At 41.7% G+C, this 14,845-nt stretch carries 16 protein-coding genes; 5 read left to right on the top strand and 11 right to left on the bottom strand.

What is annotated here, in order from left to right; translation table 11 throughout:
• The first annotated feature begins 180 nt into the window (after positions 1-180).
• The gene (locus MTF66_RS02305; protein WP_248526224.1) at positions 181-939 is read left to right on the top strand and encodes an AAA family ATPase; all 759 of its coding nucleotides are present in this window, start codon (positions 181-183) and stop codon (positions 937-939) included.
• An 80-nt stretch (positions 940-1,019) separates the two neighbouring features.
• Here the strand turns inward: MTF66_RS02305 and arsJ are convergent, their stop codons facing one another.
• The 10 genes from arsJ to MTF66_RS02255 form a co-directional block, all read right to left on the bottom strand.
• Positions 1,020-2,228: an organoarsenical effux MFS transporter ArsJ gene (gene arsJ, locus MTF66_RS02300; RefSeq protein WP_248526223.1), complete on the bottom strand. Its 1,209-nt coding sequence runs from the start codon at positions 2,226-2,228 to the stop codon at positions 1,020-1,022.
• Between the two features lie 5 nt (positions 2,229-2,233).
• Positions 2,234-3,244: an ArsJ-associated glyceraldehyde-3-phosphate dehydrogenase gene (locus tag MTF66_RS02295; protein WP_248526222.1), complete on the bottom strand. Its 1,011-nt coding sequence runs from the start codon at positions 3,242-3,244 to the stop codon at positions 2,234-2,236.
• Positions 3,245-3,246: 2 nt separating this feature from the next.
• Positions 3,247-3,747: a dual specificity protein phosphatase family protein gene (locus MTF66_RS02290; RefSeq protein WP_248526221.1), complete on the bottom strand. Its 501-nt coding sequence runs from the start codon at positions 3,745-3,747 to the stop codon at positions 3,247-3,249.
• 13 nt (positions 3,748-3,760) lie between these two features.
• On the bottom strand, positions 3,761-4,783 hold the full coding sequence (gene arsB, locus MTF66_RS02285; protein WP_248526220.1) for an ACR3 family arsenite efflux transporter: 1,023 nt from the start codon (positions 4,781-4,783) through the stop codon (positions 3,761-3,763).
• A 9-nt stretch (positions 4,784-4,792) separates the two neighbouring features.
• A complete protein-coding gene (locus tag MTF66_RS02280; protein ID WP_248526487.1) occupies positions 4,793-5,512 on the bottom strand; it encodes a metalloregulator ArsR/SmtB family transcription factor in 720 nt (239 codons plus the stop codon).
• 187 nt (positions 5,513-5,699) lie between these two features.
• Complete coding sequence (locus tag MTF66_RS02275; RefSeq protein ID WP_248526219.1) at positions 5,700-6,845, bottom strand: serine hydrolase; 1,146 nt, start codon at positions 6,843-6,845, stop codon at positions 5,700-5,702.
• A 185-nt stretch (positions 6,846-7,030) separates the two neighbouring features.
• Positions 7,031-7,276: a hypothetical protein gene (locus tag MTF66_RS02270; protein ID WP_058584498.1), complete on the bottom strand. Its 246-nt coding sequence runs from the start codon at positions 7,274-7,276 to the stop codon at positions 7,031-7,033.
• A complete protein-coding gene (locus tag MTF66_RS02265) occupies positions 7,273-8,220 on the bottom strand; it encodes a polysaccharide deacetylase family protein (protein ID WP_248526218.1) in 948 nt (315 codons plus the stop codon). The genes MTF66_RS02270 and MTF66_RS02265 overlap by 4 nt, the downstream gene beginning before the upstream one ends.
• Positions 8,217-9,320, bottom strand: a complete 1,104-nt coding sequence (locus MTF66_RS02260; protein WP_248526217.1) for an alkene reductase — start codon at positions 9,318-9,320, stop codon at positions 8,217-8,219. Before MTF66_RS02260 ends, MTF66_RS02265 begins: the two co-directional genes overlap by 4 nt.
• Positions 9,321-9,331: 11 nt before the next feature.
• Positions 9,332-9,748 (bottom strand): hypothetical protein, encoded by a 417-nt coding sequence (locus MTF66_RS02255; protein WP_063528711.1) that lies wholly within the window; start codon positions 9,746-9,748, stop codon positions 9,332-9,334.
• Between the two features lie 97 nt (positions 9,749-9,845).
• Between MTF66_RS02255 and MTF66_RS02250 the strand changes: the two genes are divergently transcribed.
• Positions 9,846-10,760 carry a LysR family transcriptional regulator gene (locus tag MTF66_RS02250; RefSeq protein WP_248526216.1) on the top strand — a complete coding sequence of 305 codons (915 nt, stop codon included), beginning with the start codon at positions 9,846-9,848 and terminating at the stop codon, positions 10,758-10,760.
• Positions 10,761-10,797: 37 nt separating this feature from the next.
• On the opposite strand, the gene MTF66_RS02245 is transcribed toward MTF66_RS02250, so the two are convergent.
• Positions 10,798-11,607: a sulfite exporter TauE/SafE family protein gene (locus MTF66_RS02245; protein ID WP_248526215.1), complete on the bottom strand. Its 810-nt coding sequence runs from the start codon at positions 11,605-11,607 to the stop codon at positions 10,798-10,800.
• A gap of 379 nt (positions 11,608-11,986) precedes the next feature.
• Here MTF66_RS02245 and MTF66_RS02240 point away from each other — a divergent pair, with 379 nt between their 5' ends.
• The 3 genes from MTF66_RS02240 to MTF66_RS02230 all read left to right on the top strand — a co-directional run bounded on the left by MTF66_RS02240 (position 11,987) and on the right by MTF66_RS02230 (position 14,832).
• On the top strand, positions 11,987-12,964 hold the full coding sequence (locus MTF66_RS02240; RefSeq protein ID WP_248526214.1) for a DUF1852 domain-containing protein: 978 nt from the start codon (positions 11,987-11,989) through the stop codon (positions 12,962-12,964).
• An 11-nt stretch (positions 12,965-12,975) separates the two neighbouring features.
• Positions 12,976-14,013, top strand: a complete 1,038-nt coding sequence (locus tag MTF66_RS02235) for a methionine synthase (protein WP_248526213.1) — start codon at positions 12,976-12,978, stop codon at positions 14,011-14,013.
• Positions 14,014-14,496: 483 nt separating this feature from the next.
• The gene (locus MTF66_RS02230; protein ID WP_248526212.1) at positions 14,497-14,832 is read left to right on the top strand and encodes a hypothetical protein; all 336 of its coding nucleotides are present in this window, start codon (positions 14,497-14,499) and stop codon (positions 14,830-14,832) included.
• Positions 14,833-14,845: the final 13 nt, after the last annotated feature.

Below are 14,845 nucleotides of genomic sequence, written 5' to 3'. Positions count from 1 at the left end.
AACAAAGATGAAAGCGAAACTTAACTGCGGTTTCGCTTTTTAGCTATATAAACTATTTGCACTTGAGGCTTATAATTAAACCTAAGAAACCAGCAGTTCTAGCATTTGCTCGTTTTGAATCAAGTGGGCATTTTGTCTTTTTTTGCTGCTTATTTTAGGCCTTTATTAGGAATATTGTGTATGGAAGCATTACCGTATCTACAAAAGGTGACACTCAAACGAGATCACGTTTTCTCTTTTAACACATACCCGTTCTCTATTCCTGCGGTTAATCAGCTCTTTGAAATAGACTTTTCGAAACATGTAACAATATTTGTGGGTGAAAATGGTTCAGGAAAATCTACTCTCTTAGAAGCAATCGCTATCGCCTTAGGTTTTAACGCCGAAGGTGGCTCTAAAAACTTTAACTTTCAAACTCAGCAATCGCATTCAGAGCTTCATAAGTACTTGCTACTCTCAAAATCGTTTAAGAGATACAAAGATGGATTCTTTTTACGTGCTGAAAGCTTCTATAACGTTGCATCAAATATTGATGACTTAGATTCGGGGTTTTCTGGAGAACCTAAGCTGATAGATTCTTATGGTGGTACATCCCTTCATCACCAATCACATGGCGAATCGTTTTTAGCGCTTATGGTAAACCGCTTCATCGGCAATGGGCTTTACATTTTAGATGAGCCTGAGGCCGCACTTTCTCCTTCTAGACAGTTGGCTGTTTTAAGTCGTATGTTTCAACTAATTGAACAAAACTCTCAGTTCATTATTGCCACACACTCACCAATTTTAATGGCGTACCCAGGCGCAAGGATCTACCAAGTAGGAGTGCAGGGTATTGAACAAATAAATTATGAAGATACTGAGCATTACCAAATTACAAAAGCGTTTCTAAACAACCCACAGCCAATGCTCGAAGAGCTTTTCAAGCCTGAAGGTGACTGATTTTATTATTTCTGATGCTATGCATGAACTAAGGTAAGCAAGAAAGCATGCTTACCTTTATAGGGCGTGTTAAGATTTAACTAAATTTGTTTTGGTAATTTAGTCGAAATAAGGGCTGTAATAACAATAAATAACAGTGATATAGCCAAACAAGCTGCTAAGCCATAAAGCTGAAACACTAATCCCGACAACACAGTGCCAATTAAGCGCCCCATGGCATTGGCCATATAGTAAAACCCGACATCGAGTGATACGCCATCGGCATCAGCCATACTAACAATTAAGTAGCTGTGCAAAGATGAGTTAATCGCGAATAGCACACCAAATAACATCAACCCGCCTATCAGCATTGGTTTTACAGCCCACTCAAAGCCAATAGCAAGGGTAATGGCTAAGGTGACTAAAGCAAGCAGTGATGCCCACTTAACTGTTTCTGCACTTGGTGATGTTTGCTTATTAAGCTTAATGATTTTAGGAGCAAAAGATTGCACAGCCCCATAACCAATGACCCAGCTAGCTAAGAAAGCCCCCACGGTCCAGTGGTCCCAATCAAAGACTTTCGATAAAAACACCGGAAGTGCAACTACAAACCAAACATCACGGGCACCAAACAAAAACAACCTCGCGGCTGACAAGATATTAATTGAACTGCTTTTTGAAAATATCTCGTTAAACTTAGGTTTGTTTTTGGCTTTGCCTAAATCATTTTTAAGTGCATATATACTAAAACACCACACCACCAGCAAAGTGGCTGCCATCGCGAGCATTGCGCCTTTAAACGACATTAATGTCAGTAGTAAGCCACCTAAAAAGAAGCCCACACCTTTTAATGCGTTTTTAGAGCCCGTAAGTATCGCCACCCATTTAAACAAGGTGCCTTCTTGGCCACTAGCAACCAGCATTTTAATTGAGCTTTTAGCACTCATTTTATTGAGATCTTTTGCAATGCCCGACAGCGCTTGCGCTAGCATCACATAGGCTACACTTAGCCATTCAGGGGGGACTGCCAACATGAACAAGGCTGCAACCTGTATGGCAAGGCCAATATTCATGGTTTTGTTTAAACCAAGCCTTGCGCCTAAATAGCCGCCCACTAAGTTAGTGACAACACCAAAAATCTCATAAAACAAAAACAGCATGGCAATACTCAAAGGCGAGTAGCCAAGCGCATGAAAATGCAGTACTACCAACATTCTCAATGCACCATCTGTTAGCGTAAATGCCCAGTAATTCCCAGTGACAATTAAGTACTGCTTTATATCAGCGGGAAGATTAGCCAAACGCGTCATTGCTTTTAACCTTGAAGTGATCGCGCAACTTTACGGGCAAGTTCGGCGGTGCGGTTTGCGTAACCCCATTCGTTATCGTACCAAACATACAGCTTAACTTGTGTCTCGTTCACAACCATGGTTGATAACGCATCAACAATGCTTGAGCGTGGATCGGTTTTGTAATCGATAGAAACAAGAGGCTTTTCTTCATAACCCAAAATGCCTTTTAATTGGCCTTCTGCGGCTTCTTGCATCCATTGGTTAATTTGCTCAGCGGTGGTTGGCTTTTCAACCTCAAACACACAGTCAGTGATTGATGCATTTGCTAAAGGCACACGAACCGCGTGGCCGTTTAATTTGCCTTTAAGTTCAGGGAAAATATGTGTAATCGCTGTTGCAGAGCCCGTTGTAGTTGGAATTAAGCTCATGCCGCATGCGCGAGCACGGCGTAAATCTTTATGGGGCGCATCTAAGATAGTTTGCGTATTAGTGATATCGTGAATAGTGGTCATTGAACCATGTTTGATACCAATTTTCTCTTGCAGAACTTTAACCACAGGCGCTAAACAGTTGGTAGTGCATGATGCAGCTGTAACAATATTATGCTGCTGTACATCGTATAAATCATCATTTACACCCATTACAACGTTCAGCACACCGTCTTCTTTTACAGGGGCAGTGACAACAACTTTCTTCACACCTTGATCAAGATAGGCTTGCAGTAACTCGGTTTTTTTCATCACGCCAGAGGCTTCAATAACAATATCGCAACCAGACCAATCAGTGTCTGCAATCGTTTTATTTTGCGTAACGTTAATTTCGTGGCCATCGATGATCACAGCATTGTCGTTACTTTCAACCTCATGAGGCCAAATACCGTGTACCGAATCATACTTTAGTAAGTGAGCGAGTGTTGCTGCATCACCCGCTGGGTCATTAATTTGCACAAACTCAACGTCGTCCCATGCAAACGCTGCTCTTAGCGATAAACGGCCCATACGGCCAAAACCATTAATGCCTACTTTAATTGCCATTGTTAAGCTCCTACTTTTTGAAAATTGTCGAAATATGAACGTTGTACTGAGTTATGCAACGATTTAGGGCGAATAGCCTGCACTTGATTAACTATGTCGTTTTTAGCATAGCCAAGCTCATGCATTAATAAACCAATAACTAAGCCTGTACGGCCTGAGCCACCTTTACAATGCACAGCCACGCTACCACCGCTTTTTATGATGGCAAGAACCTCGTTAAGGTGTTTGTTGAAAGCTAGACTAAACGCTTCGTTTGGCGCGTCATCATCCAAAATAGGTAACTGAAACCAGCTAAGGCCGGCTTGCTCACATTCGATTGCAAGCTGCTGCGCCCCATTTTTAACAAGCTCTTCATCGTACATTAGAGTAATAATGGCTTTTGCACCTGCCGCTTTTAAATCAGCAACAGACTGTGATAAGCCAACGCCTTTTGTGCCTGGGCAAGGGGTAAAAATAAATGCCCCAGTTTCTAACTGTAAAATATCAAATGGATGTGATTGCATTATGACTCCCCAATTACTCTTTAAACCAATGTGTTGTTTTATTAACGATTGCAACTAGCGACAGCATTACAGGTACTTCGACCAAAACCCCAACAACGGTTGCTAATGCTGCACCCGAGTGCAAACCAAATAATGAAATAGCCACTGCGACCGCTAACTCAAAAAAGTTAGAAGTACCAATTAAACAGGCTGGCCCTGCAATGTTGTGCTTAAGCCTGAGCTTTAACGCAATGAAATAGGTGATTGCAAAAATACCGTAGGTTTGCAAAACAAGCGGAATGGCAATCAGTACAATGTTAAGCGGTTGGGCTAAAATCGTGTTGGCCTGAAACCCAAACAGTAAGACCACTGTGGCCAGTAAACCAATAACTGAGTAAGGTTTAATTTTCTCTAAAAATGACTGCACAGCAACCTCATTTTGTGCTGAATTATTAAGAGCTTTTCGTGTTAATACCCCGGCGATAAGTGGCAGCAATACATACAGCACAACCGAAATCATCAGTGTAAGCCAAGGTACATGAATATCAGACACCCCTAGCAATAACCCCGCAATAGGTGCAAAAGCAAAAATCATAATGATGTCGTTCACAGACACTTGCACTAAGGTATAATTTGCATCACCTTTTGTCAGTTGTGACCACACGAACACCATTGCTGTACAAGGTGCAACACCAAGTAAAATCATGCCAGCAATATATTCTTGCGCCGTTTCAGGGCTAACAAAATCAGCAAATAACCCTTCAAAAAATAACCAACCTAATGCGGCCATTGAAAACGGTTTGATAAGCCAGTTAATGATTAAAGTGAGCATCAGCCCTTTAGGATTCTTACCGACTTCTTTAATCGTTGAAAAATCAACTTGCACCATCATCGGGTAGATCATTACCCAAATAAACAGTGCAACAACAATGTTTACATGGGCCACTTCGGCTTTCGCTATTAGCTCAAATAAAGGCGGAAACATCACCCCAAGCGTCACACCGATGGCGATAGCAGCAGCAACCCATACAGATAAATATCGTTCAAAAACACCCATTTTCAGTCCTTAATTGCAGCAACGAGCAACACGGGTTGGGCGATCATCGCCCATCGCATTTAGCCTTGCTAACTCGTTTTCTATGAAATTTGGTTCGTTTACCACGGTCGAGGTAATTGTTTGTTTCATCCACATAGGTAGAGTCGGGTTTAAAGAGTAAAACACCCACTGCTGGTGTTTTCTATCCGACAAAATGCCCTGTTTTTTAAGTTGCGCTAAATGCCTTGAAACCTTTGGTTGGCTCTGCTCGTTAAGTGCCGTCATTAGTTCGCATACGCAAACCTCTTGCTCAACGGCGATAAGCAGTAAGCTTTTTAAACGAATATCATCTGCAAGGGCTTTATAAAATGTGGTTGGCGAAATCGATACTGGTTTTTCTTTGTTATGAGATTGCACAAACTGTTTAATTCGCTCATTGATTTCTTGCAAGGCTTTTTCAAAGGCGTGTGGTTCAGGACGCGTTTTAGGATCAACAAAGTCCCAGCCTAAACAATGTGTGCCATCAACACGATTTGCACATTCTTTTGCTGCCTTGTCGCACAATGTAATTACATAATCAAAATGCAGGTTAGTTACATCATTTAAGTGCTTTGAGTGTAAGTCATCGGTTTTTAAGCCAAAATGCTCAATAGCCGCAAGCGTACGAGTGTCTACCGCATAAGGTTCTGTGCCCGCACTAAATACTTCAAACTCACCTTTACCATGATGTTTAAGCAACGCCTCAGCCATAATTGATCGGGCTGAATTTTCTGTACATAAAAAGAGAACTTTCACGATTCACTCCATAACAATTTGGTTATATAATATTTTTGTTATATTGGATGTGCAAGTTATTTTTCTTATATAATGACTTAGCTTAAATTGAACTGAAGAAAGAACCTGGCGCACCTGTGCGCCAGCTTAGATTTTGGCGTGTTTAGAGTGCTGATTTTACTTGTAAAGTTAAATAGTCACTCATTACTTTTTCAAGCTTGGCGTAGTCTTTTTGCTGAGTAACAGCCCCTGCTACCACCACCTGCGTTGTTGGTTCATACATCACCAAAGTGCCCCAAAAGCCACCATGTTGATAAACCAAGGTGCCGTTATATTCTTTTGCAAATACCCCCAAACGATAAGGGCTTTCTGCTGGTAAGCCTTTATCCGATAGCATGAGTTTGAGCGTTTCAGTATGTTTGAAAACCTTACCTGAAAATAAAGCATGATAAAATTTAGCCATACCGATTGGGCTGGCAACAAGCCCACCGCCACCATATAAATCGACTGTTGGGCTCCAATTAAAGGTGTCGGTGCCGTGCAAGTATTGATGTACGCGACGAGACTCATTCACAGCAACCGAGTCACCACGCTCCCAGATCACATTTTCAATACGATTTTTGTCGAAACTTAAGTATTGACGAACCGCTTCAGGTAGCGGTAAATCTGTCACTCTTTCAATAATATGGCCGAGTAACACATAACCGGTATCTGAATATGAAAAACGCTCACCAGGTTTACCAACTGGGTCGCCCCACTCTACACACCCTTTAATTTGCTCGCGCATCGTAATATCTTGCTGCGGGTTTGCCATTATGCCAGCTAAATACTGATCGCTTTGGGCGTGATCGTATAGCCCTGCCGTATGACTCAGCACTTGCTTTATCGTTATTTTATCAAGGGCATAGCCATCGCTTTCAAGAAGCGCAAAAAAGTCGTCAGAAATTAACTTATCAAGCGTTGTATCAAGGTTTAATTTTCCTTCCTCGTGCAAACGTAGCACCGTTGCCGCAGTGAAAGTTTTAGTCACACTGGCAATTCTAAATAAACTATTTGGGTTAATAACTTGCGGCGCACTTTCTTTACTTTGCTTTGCCGTTGAAAAAGCATGTCCATCATCAACAATCACATGAAGTGCAAAACCTGTAAGGGGAGCTTGTTGGTTTGCATTGAGAACTTGGCTCATATAAGCATGGTGAGTCTCGAGAGGTTTTGTTGACTCAGCAGTCACTGGCAAAGCCATTAGTGATAGAGCAACAAATAAAGAGCTTAGCGTTTTTTTTCTCGCTTGAGAGTACCGACGATCCATAGAGTTTTCCTTAAAAAATAGTCCTTAATTAGCGCCTGCAGCTTTCGAAAAAGTCAGTTAAGCAGCCTAAAAACGGCTTAACTGACACTAACAAACGACTTTCATCTTGTCGAATTAATACGTTAATACTATTTAACAAGCATAATTGCAGCCTTAGCAAATATATTTTGAGGAGTTTAAAGAAGTTACTGATGCTCCCTTAAGTCTCTTTCAAATTCAGTTTCTGTTTTAACTGGAGTGCAATGTGTAGTGACTTCAGTTTTGCCAATTTTTTCAGGTTCGTCTGAGCTATAAATCGTGGTGTTATAGCTTCGATCTATTTCCCCTGGGCAGTGATGATCTGCGATTACGACATCCTCAAACTCACCCATTTGCTGCTGTGAGGCACAGCCAGATAAAAGTAATGCAATAAAGGTTAGTGTGTATTTCATAACAAATCCTCTTCAAAAGTTCGGGGTGAGTTTTTTGGCACATTGTCTTGGCGTAGAATCCATTTTGCTATGTCATCTTTACGCATAAACTTAACCCCCTTGTGCTGCTTTGCATAGGTTATAAAGTCATCCAACGCTTTCACTCTAGCGGGAGTGCCCGCTAATCTATCGTGAGCACTGATAGACATCATTCTTCTGCGTTGTTTGCCTTCTTTGTAGAGTACATCAAACTCGTCTTTAAGCTCTTGTAAATACGCCTTACCAGTCATGGCTGTGCTGCCAGTGTATCGAACTATATCGTTGTTTCTAAACGTGTATGGAACAACAACAATGTCGTCACTTCCAACAGGTGTTAGCGATGGCTCATCACGAGATAAATCGTCTATATGATAAATAAAACCTAATTCTTTAAGGATTTTTAGGGTATTTTTTGAATGCCTCATCCAAAAAGCATTAAACCCCACAGGTCGCTGCCCTGTTACTTTTTCAATGATATTTGCACTTTTTATGTATGACTGTCGCTCTTGCTCTTCACTCATTGAGTATTGAGGGGTCCATGTTTGTCCGTGCCCTGATGCTTCATGCCCGCGCCGCACGACCTCTTTTGCTAACTCAGGGTTTAACTCAACAGCACGACCAACCATGTGAGAGGTGACTTTAATATTATGCTTATCCCATAAATCTAGCAGTCTAGGTATGCCTTCATTCATGCCGTACTGGTACCAAGAGGGTGAAATAGTGTCTGGATAACCCTCCTCTTGCGGTGGAAACGGACCCGGATCTGATTGGTCTTGCGCTGTTGCCTCAAACTGCATCGAAATAGAGATCACAAGTTGAGTATCATCAGGCCAAAATACAGATGTTGCCTCCTTCGCTTGAGCGACACCTATGCAACTTAAAACAAATACCGACGCAATTAAAAATGGCTTTAAAAATTTCATCATTTATTCCCCTGATATACTGGGTAGTCTGTGTAACCTCGCTCATCACCACCAAATAAAGTAGTAGGATCTGATATTTCATTCAGAGGTAAATTGTGCTCTAAACGATAAGGTAAATCAGGGTTTGCAATAAACTTTCTGCCGAATGCAACATAGTCAACTAAGCCTTCACCAATTAGTTTATCGGCCTTTGCTAATGTGTAATTTCCTGCAACCACTATTTTGCCACCAAAGCTTTCACGTAATTTAACTCTAAACTCATCAGTTACGAGGGGAGCATCATCCCAATCAGCTTCCGCTAAATGCAGGTAAGCAATGCCAAGTTCATCAAACTTTTTAGCTAAATATAAAATGGCATCGATTGCTTGCGGATCATCCATGCCTCTTTGCGTTATAAAAGGAGCTAATCGAATAGCCGTTTTTTCTGGGCCGATAGCTTGGCTAATTGAGGTAATGATTTGCAGCGCGAACTTTGCTCTATTTTCAATATTACCACCGTATTCATCGGTACGTTTGTTTGATGTTTGCCTTAGAAATTGATCGATTAAATAGCCATTGCCTGCATGTACCTCAACGCCATCAAACCCTGCTGCAATCGCATTTAAAGCAGCTTGTTTATAGTCTTCAACAATGTCCTTAATTTCATTGGTCGATAATTCACGTGGTGTAGGACAATCAAGCATTTGGCCTTCGCCATTTTCATTAACCACCCACACTTGAGCATTTGGAGCAATAGCACTTGGCGCAACCGGCAAGCCGTCTGGATGAAAGACACCATGCGACATTCTGCCAACATGCCATAACTGAGAAAAAATGAGTCCATTTTGCTGATGAACAGCCTGCGTTACTTTGCGCCACCCGTTGATTTGCTCTTCAGTATAAATCCCGGGGGTAAATGAGTAGCCCTTTCCTTGTGCAGAAATTTGCGTCGCCTCTGATACTATAAAACCCGCATTGGCTCGTTGCGCATAATATTCTGCCATTAGACTTGTCGGAATATCGCCTGGTTGAGCCGTACGTGAACGGGTCATAGGAGCCATCACTATTTTATTTGCGGTTTTGTGATGACCAATTTGGTCTGTGTTAAATACTCTATTTTTCATATGTGTACCCTTTAAATAAGCTCGCTGCGTGTAAATAAAATTTCTATTTTTAAGCCATCAGGCCCTTGAATAAACACTTGATGCTCATTCGCTGCCGGCACTTCCCGTTCAACGAATGGTATTGAAGTTGCTTCTAGCCGTGCTTTAACTTCTTGATAATCAGTTGCAAAGAAAGCAAGGTGGTCAACCGTTGATAAGCCCACTGCTTCTGTTGATACCGAAGCTTGGGTTAAGTAATCAGATTGCGATTCATTTATGCCAAACTTAGCTGCTATATGAATGCATGGCGTATCCAAGTCGTCATATAACCAAACACCATCAAAACCAAATGCTGGCCTTGGCCCCTTTTTAAGGCCTAACGACGACTCTAAAAACTGAGCCATGTGCTGGATATTCGTTGCTAAAAGCAGAGCGTGATTAAGCTGCATTTCTATCTCCTTCAAGTGATGAAATGAGTTTAACTATTTTGACTAAATTGATAATTAGCCTTAGAGTTAAATCAGTATTCACTAAAACTGAAGAATAATGTCAAAAATTGATGATATGGCGCTTTTTGTTCACGTTGTAAAAGCGGGAGGTTTAGCCGCTGCGGGAAGAAAACTGGGCCTTTCGCCTGCAAGCATGACAGCACGAATTAATAAAATTGAGCAAAATTACAATACGCGATTGTTGACGCGTAATACGCGCAGTATTGCCTTAACAGATGCAGGCGAACGTTTTTATAGTGGCTGTTTAAGAGTATTAGCAGAGGTAGAAAACACTGAAAACATACTTCAAGAGTCGCAACAAAGCCTAAGAGGCCAGCTGAAACTATCTGCAACATCAGACTTTGGTCGCCAGTTTGTTGCACCCGCATTAGCAGAATTCATCAATAATCACCCAGGCGTTAAACCGCATTTAGTACTGACAGATGGGGTTACCAATATTGTTGAGGAAGGCATTGATCTGGCATTTAGATTCGGCAATTTGCCTGATAGTAACTTGATTAGCCGCCCGCTATGTAATAACCGCCGTGTTCTATGCGCCTCACCTAGCTATATAGAATCGTTTGGCTTGCCAAGACATCCCGAAGATTTAAAAAATCATCGTTGCCTTGTACTTGAGCGGCTTGGGCAACCGCTAAATGACTGGCATTTTGAGGTAGATAACACGCACTTTTCTATTAAAGTAGCTCCCCACCTTTCATGCTCAGACGGTGAGGTGGTAAGACGCTGGGCAAATCAAGGCCATGGCATAGCCTTAAAATCATACATTGATATCAAAAATGACCTCAAAACAGGCGACCTTATTTTGATACTAGATGAGTATGTTCGAGGATTTAGCCACAGCGATAAAAAAAGTGTCGGCCTACAGGTGATATATCCAAGCAGGCAATTTCAACCTCGGCAAGTGAAAGCGTTTATAGAGTTTTTTGAGTGTTGGTTTAAAAAGCACTGCTAACTTTAAATAAATCGCAAAGTAGATTTAGTAGTTAAAACTACTTTGTAAGCATATTCACAGCCATAATTACCAAAAGCCCTGCAAAAATTTTCTTGATGGTAGACACAGGCAAATGATGCGTTGCTTTTGCACCTAATGGTGCGGTAAACCACGAAGTACAAACAATACCAAACAAGGCCGGTAAATAAACAAAGCCTGCAAAGCCCTCTTTTAATGTAAAGTACTGACTGCCCGAGCTGATATAGCCCACAGATCCAAATAGCGCAATGACAATACCGCACGCCGAGGCACAACCAATGGCTTTTTTCATATCGACCGAGAAAAACGTAAGTAACGGCACAAGTACCGCACCACCGCCAATACCTATCATGGCTGATAGACCACCCGTGATGGTTGTATAAAGTGTCAAAAGGCCTTTATTAGGTAGCGTTCGTGTTGTTTGGCTGTCGTTTTTACTGCTGAAAATCATTTTTAATGCAATAAGCACCACACTCACAGCGAATACAATTCGCACCACATTTGCGGGTAATAGCGAAGCCAAAAAGCCACTGATAAGTGCACCTAGTGCAACCCCAGTCATAACCCACGGAGCCAATTGCCAAGGCACATTACCATTTTTGTGGTGAGCGATAGCTGATGACGTTGAAGTAAAAAGAATTGAGGCAAGCGATGTAGCAATCGCCACCAGCACAACTTGCTCAGCAGGTAACACCTGAAAGTGCAGCAAGATCATGCTTAATATGGGCACAATCACTAGGCCTCCACCAATCCCTAAGAGCCCCGCTAAAAAGCCCACCCCGCTGCCAAGTATGGCGCAAGCAATAATAAGCACGATTAATTCATTCATTGTATTTGTCTGTGTTGTTGGTTTAGGGAACCGAGTATAACAACAATAAAGTACGGGGTTGTTCTCAAAAGTAGGGTTAAGTAGTGAATATTACTCACGTTTTATATGAAATTACTGCAACTCTAAGAAATCCATTTAGAAATCTAGACGTCCAAATTAACTTTGAAACATTTTTTCATTCTCAGTTGCTGTTTTAGAACTAAAACAACAAAGCAGCATGAATCTGCCTCATGTTTTACCTGAAATAAAAACGTTTTTCTTCATGGTGCTGACCACGTATAAATTCATTACCGCTGCAGAGCAACCTAAGGTTAATGACCTAACGAGTTAAGGAAGGTGAGCAGCAATCATTTATCTCAGGACTTTTGGATACATTGCCATGAACAACGATTTCAGATTTACAATTAAAAGCATTTGCCTCGACGAGAATTATCATCCGTCAAATAGCACACGACTTACCACAAACTTTGCAAACCTAGCTCGCGGTGAAAGTCGCCAACAGAATTTGCGTAATGCATTAAAAATGATTGATAGCCGCTTTAATGCGCTAGCAAACTGGGATAACCCGCAAGGCGACCGCTACTCTGTAGAGCTTGAGATCATCTCTGTTGATTTAGAAATTGCACAAAGCACAGAGTCATTCCCGTCAATTGAAGTACTAAAAACTAATATCATTGATCACCAAACTAATGAACGTATCGAAGGTATTGTTGGTAATAACTTTTCATCTTACGTGCGTGATTATGATTTTAGCGTACTGCTGCTTGATCATAACAAAGCGAAAAACGAATTTAGCATTCCCGAAAACTTTGGTGACTTACACGGTAAACTCTTTAAATACTTCATTGACTCAGAGACTTACAAACAGCACTTTAAAAAACCACCGGTTATTTGTTTAAGCGTGTCTGATAACAAAACCTACCATCGTACAGAAAACCAACACCCAATTTTAGGTGCAGAGTACCTACCAAATGAGTCGTCATTAACCGAGCAATACTTTAAAAAAATGGGCTTGCAGGTGCGCTATTTTATGCCACCAAACACAGTCGCTCCGCTGGCGTTTTATTTCTTTGGTGACTTGCTGAACGATTACACCAACTTAGAGTTGATCAGCACGATTAGCACCATGGAAACATTCCAGAAAATCTACCGTCCAGAAATTTATAACGCCAATGCCGTGGCAGGTAGTTGCTATCAACCCAATTTAAGAAACGCCGATCACTCTATCACGCAAATTGTTTACGACCGTGAAGAGCGCAGCCAACTGGCGATTGAGCAAGGTAAATTTACTGAGCAACACTTTATTAAGCCTTATCAATCAGTACTTGAAAAATGGTCTGCCAACTACGCAATTTAATGAGAGTAAAAATGAAAAAGTTATTACCAACATCGACAGCAGGCAGTTTACCAAAACCAGCTTGGCTTGCTGAGCCTGAAACCTTATGGTCACCTTGGAAATTGCAAGGTGCAGAACTTATCGACGGCAAACAAGACGCGCTGCGTGTTGCCTTACAAGAGCAACAACAAGCTGGCGTTGATATCGTGAGCGACGGCGAGCAAACCCGCCAACACTTTGTAACGACCTTTATCGAACACTTAAATGGCGTTGATTTTGAGAACCGTAAAACAGTGACCATTCGTAATCGCTACGAAGCCAGTGTACCAAGTGTGATTGGCCCGGTATCACGCAGCAAACCAGTGTTTGTTGAAGACGCCAAGTTTTTGCGTTCGCAAACCAAGCAACCTATAAAATGGGCATTACCAGGGCCTATGACCATGATCGACACCTTGTATGACGCCCACTATCAAAGCCGTGAAAAACTAGCGTGGGAATTTGCCAAAATCCTCAATCAAGAAGCGAAAGAGCTCGAAGCTGCGGGTGTTGATATTATTCAATTTGATGAGCCTGCGTTTAATGTGTTCTTCGATGATGTGAATGACTGGGGCATTAAGTGCCTAGAAAGAGCAATCGAAGGCTTAAAGTGCGAAACCGCCGTACACATTTGCTACGGCTATGGCATTAAAGCCAACACTGACTGGAAACAAACACTGGGCAATGAATGGCGCCAATACGAAGAAGTATTTCCGAAACTTCAAAAATCGAATATCGATATTATTTCACTTGAGTGCCACAACTCTCGCGTACCTATTGAGCTATTAGCACTTATACGCGGCAAAAAAGTGATGGTTGGTGCCATTGATGTAGCAAGCAATGAAATTGAAACCCCAGATGAAGTAGCACACACATTACGCGAAGCCCTGAAATATGTTGATGCCGACAAGCTTTATCCATGCACAAACTGCGGTATGGCCCCCCTCCCTCGCCACATAGCAAGCGCTAAGCTCAGTGCGCTAAGTAAAGGCGCAGAGATTGTTAGGGGGGAGGTTTTAGGGGCTAGGGGCTAGGGGCTAGCCTTTAGGCTCTAGGCTCTAGGCTCTAGGCTCTAGGCTCTACGAGTAGTTAGCGAGTAACTAGGGGAAAGGGGAAAGTTACGAGGATCGAGTTGCGAGATGCGCGTCTACCTCCCCCCTTATCGCCATAAATGACGACTTTGTAGGTCGGGCTTTAGCCCGTCAGATTTTATATTTGGTATGGACCTGATTGTGTAGCAGCGATTTTACATCGCGTTTTATCTCGTTTCTCGTTAAAAATTTATCAATGACGCGGCATAAAGCCGCTGCTACAACGTAGGCGTGAAACTTGTTTCGCGCATCCTATCCTCTAACGACTATTCTCTATTAACTAACTCCTACGTCCCTCTAATGCTTTTAAATCAACCCATTCAGAAAGAGTTAATCCAAAAGCTGCAAAATTGAGTTGGCTAGATTAATTATTTTTTGCTAGATTTCAGTTGTACCCAATGGATGGGCAAAAATTGAGGGATTAATATGAACGAATTTGATATTTTCATCAGAAATATTGTTTTAGATTGTATTCGTGAGCAAGGCAGCTGTAGCGACATTTGCGAAGAAGACGAGCAATTAACTTTTTATGTTGATATTGAAAACCACGACAACGTGATATCACGTAAGCAGTTTAAAGTTACTTACCCAATTGACTATTCTATTCAGTCTGCACTCAAACATGAAATTGATTTACTTAGATATTTAGACTCTGGTGAAATCAGAACGCCATTTACAAACGACATCGTCGAAGTACTTAAATCTGAGTTACAAGCCTTTATGTTCAGCAACAAACCACATGGTGAATATCATATTTGCTGACTCTTGATTTATA

The organism is Pseudoalteromonas sp. 2CM39R (genome assembly GCF_023161845.1).
The sequence above is the reverse complement of the archived record's forward strand: the minus strand, read 5'-3'. Positions and strand labels throughout refer to the sequence as shown.

What these genes read in the sequence shown, in the direction of transcription:
- MTF66_RS02295 (WP_248526222.1), bottom strand. Translation starts at nt 3,244, where the DNA reads ATGGCAATTAAAGTAGGCATTAATGGTTTTGGCCGTATGGGCCGTTTA.
- arsJ (WP_248526223.1), bottom strand. Translation starts at nt 2,228, where the DNA reads ATGACGCGTTTGGCTAATCTTCCCGCTGATATAAAGCAGTACTTAATT.
- MTF66_RS02280 (WP_248526487.1), bottom strand. Translation starts at nt 5,512, where the DNA reads ATGGCTGAGGCGTTGCTTAAACATCATGGTAAAGGTGAGTTTGAAGTA.
- MTF66_RS02255 (WP_063528711.1), bottom strand. Translation starts at nt 9,748, where the DNA reads ATGCAGCTTAATCACGCTCTGCTTTTAGCAACGAATATCCAGCACATG.
- MTF66_RS02275 (WP_248526219.1), bottom strand. Translation starts at nt 6,845, where the DNA reads ATGGATCGTCGGTACTCTCAAGCGAGAAAAAAAACGCTAAGCTCTTTA.
- MTF66_RS02265 (WP_248526218.1), bottom strand. Translation starts at nt 8,220, where the DNA reads ATGATGAAATTTTTAAAGCCATTTTTAATTGCGTCGGTATTTGTTTTA.
- arsB (WP_248526220.1), bottom strand. Translation starts at nt 4,783, where the DNA reads ATGGGTGTTTTTGAACGATATTTATCTGTATGGGTTGCTGCTGCTATC.
- MTF66_RS02270 (WP_058584498.1), bottom strand. Translation starts at nt 7,276, where the DNA reads ATGAAATACACACTAACCTTTATTGCATTACTTTTATCTGGCTGTGCC.
- MTF66_RS02230 (WP_248526212.1), top strand. Translation starts at nt 14,497, where the DNA reads ATGAACGAATTTGATATTTTCATCAGAAATATTGTTTTAGATTGTATT.
- MTF66_RS02305 (WP_248526224.1), top strand. Translation starts at nt 181, where the DNA reads ATGGAAGCATTACCGTATCTACAAAAGGTGACACTCAAACGAGATCAC.
- MTF66_RS02240 (WP_248526214.1), top strand. Translation starts at nt 11,987, where the DNA reads ATGAACAACGATTTCAGATTTACAATTAAAAGCATTTGCCTCGACGAG.
- MTF66_RS02290 (WP_248526221.1), bottom strand. Translation starts at nt 3,747, where the DNA reads ATGCAATCACATCCATTTGATATTTTACAGTTAGAAACTGGGGCATTT.
- MTF66_RS02250 (WP_248526216.1), top strand. Translation starts at nt 9,846, where the DNA reads ATGTCAAAAATTGATGATATGGCGCTTTTTGTTCACGTTGTAAAAGCG.
- MTF66_RS02245 (WP_248526215.1), bottom strand. Translation starts at nt 11,607, where the DNA reads ATGAATGAATTAATCGTGCTTATTATTGCTTGCGCCATACTTGGCAGC.
- MTF66_RS02260 (WP_248526217.1), bottom strand. Translation starts at nt 9,320, where the DNA reads ATGAAAAATAGAGTATTTAACACAGACCAAATTGGTCATCACAAAACC.
- MTF66_RS02235 (WP_248526213.1), top strand. Translation starts at nt 12,976, where the DNA reads ATGAAAAAGTTATTACCAACATCGACAGCAGGCAGTTTACCAAAACCA.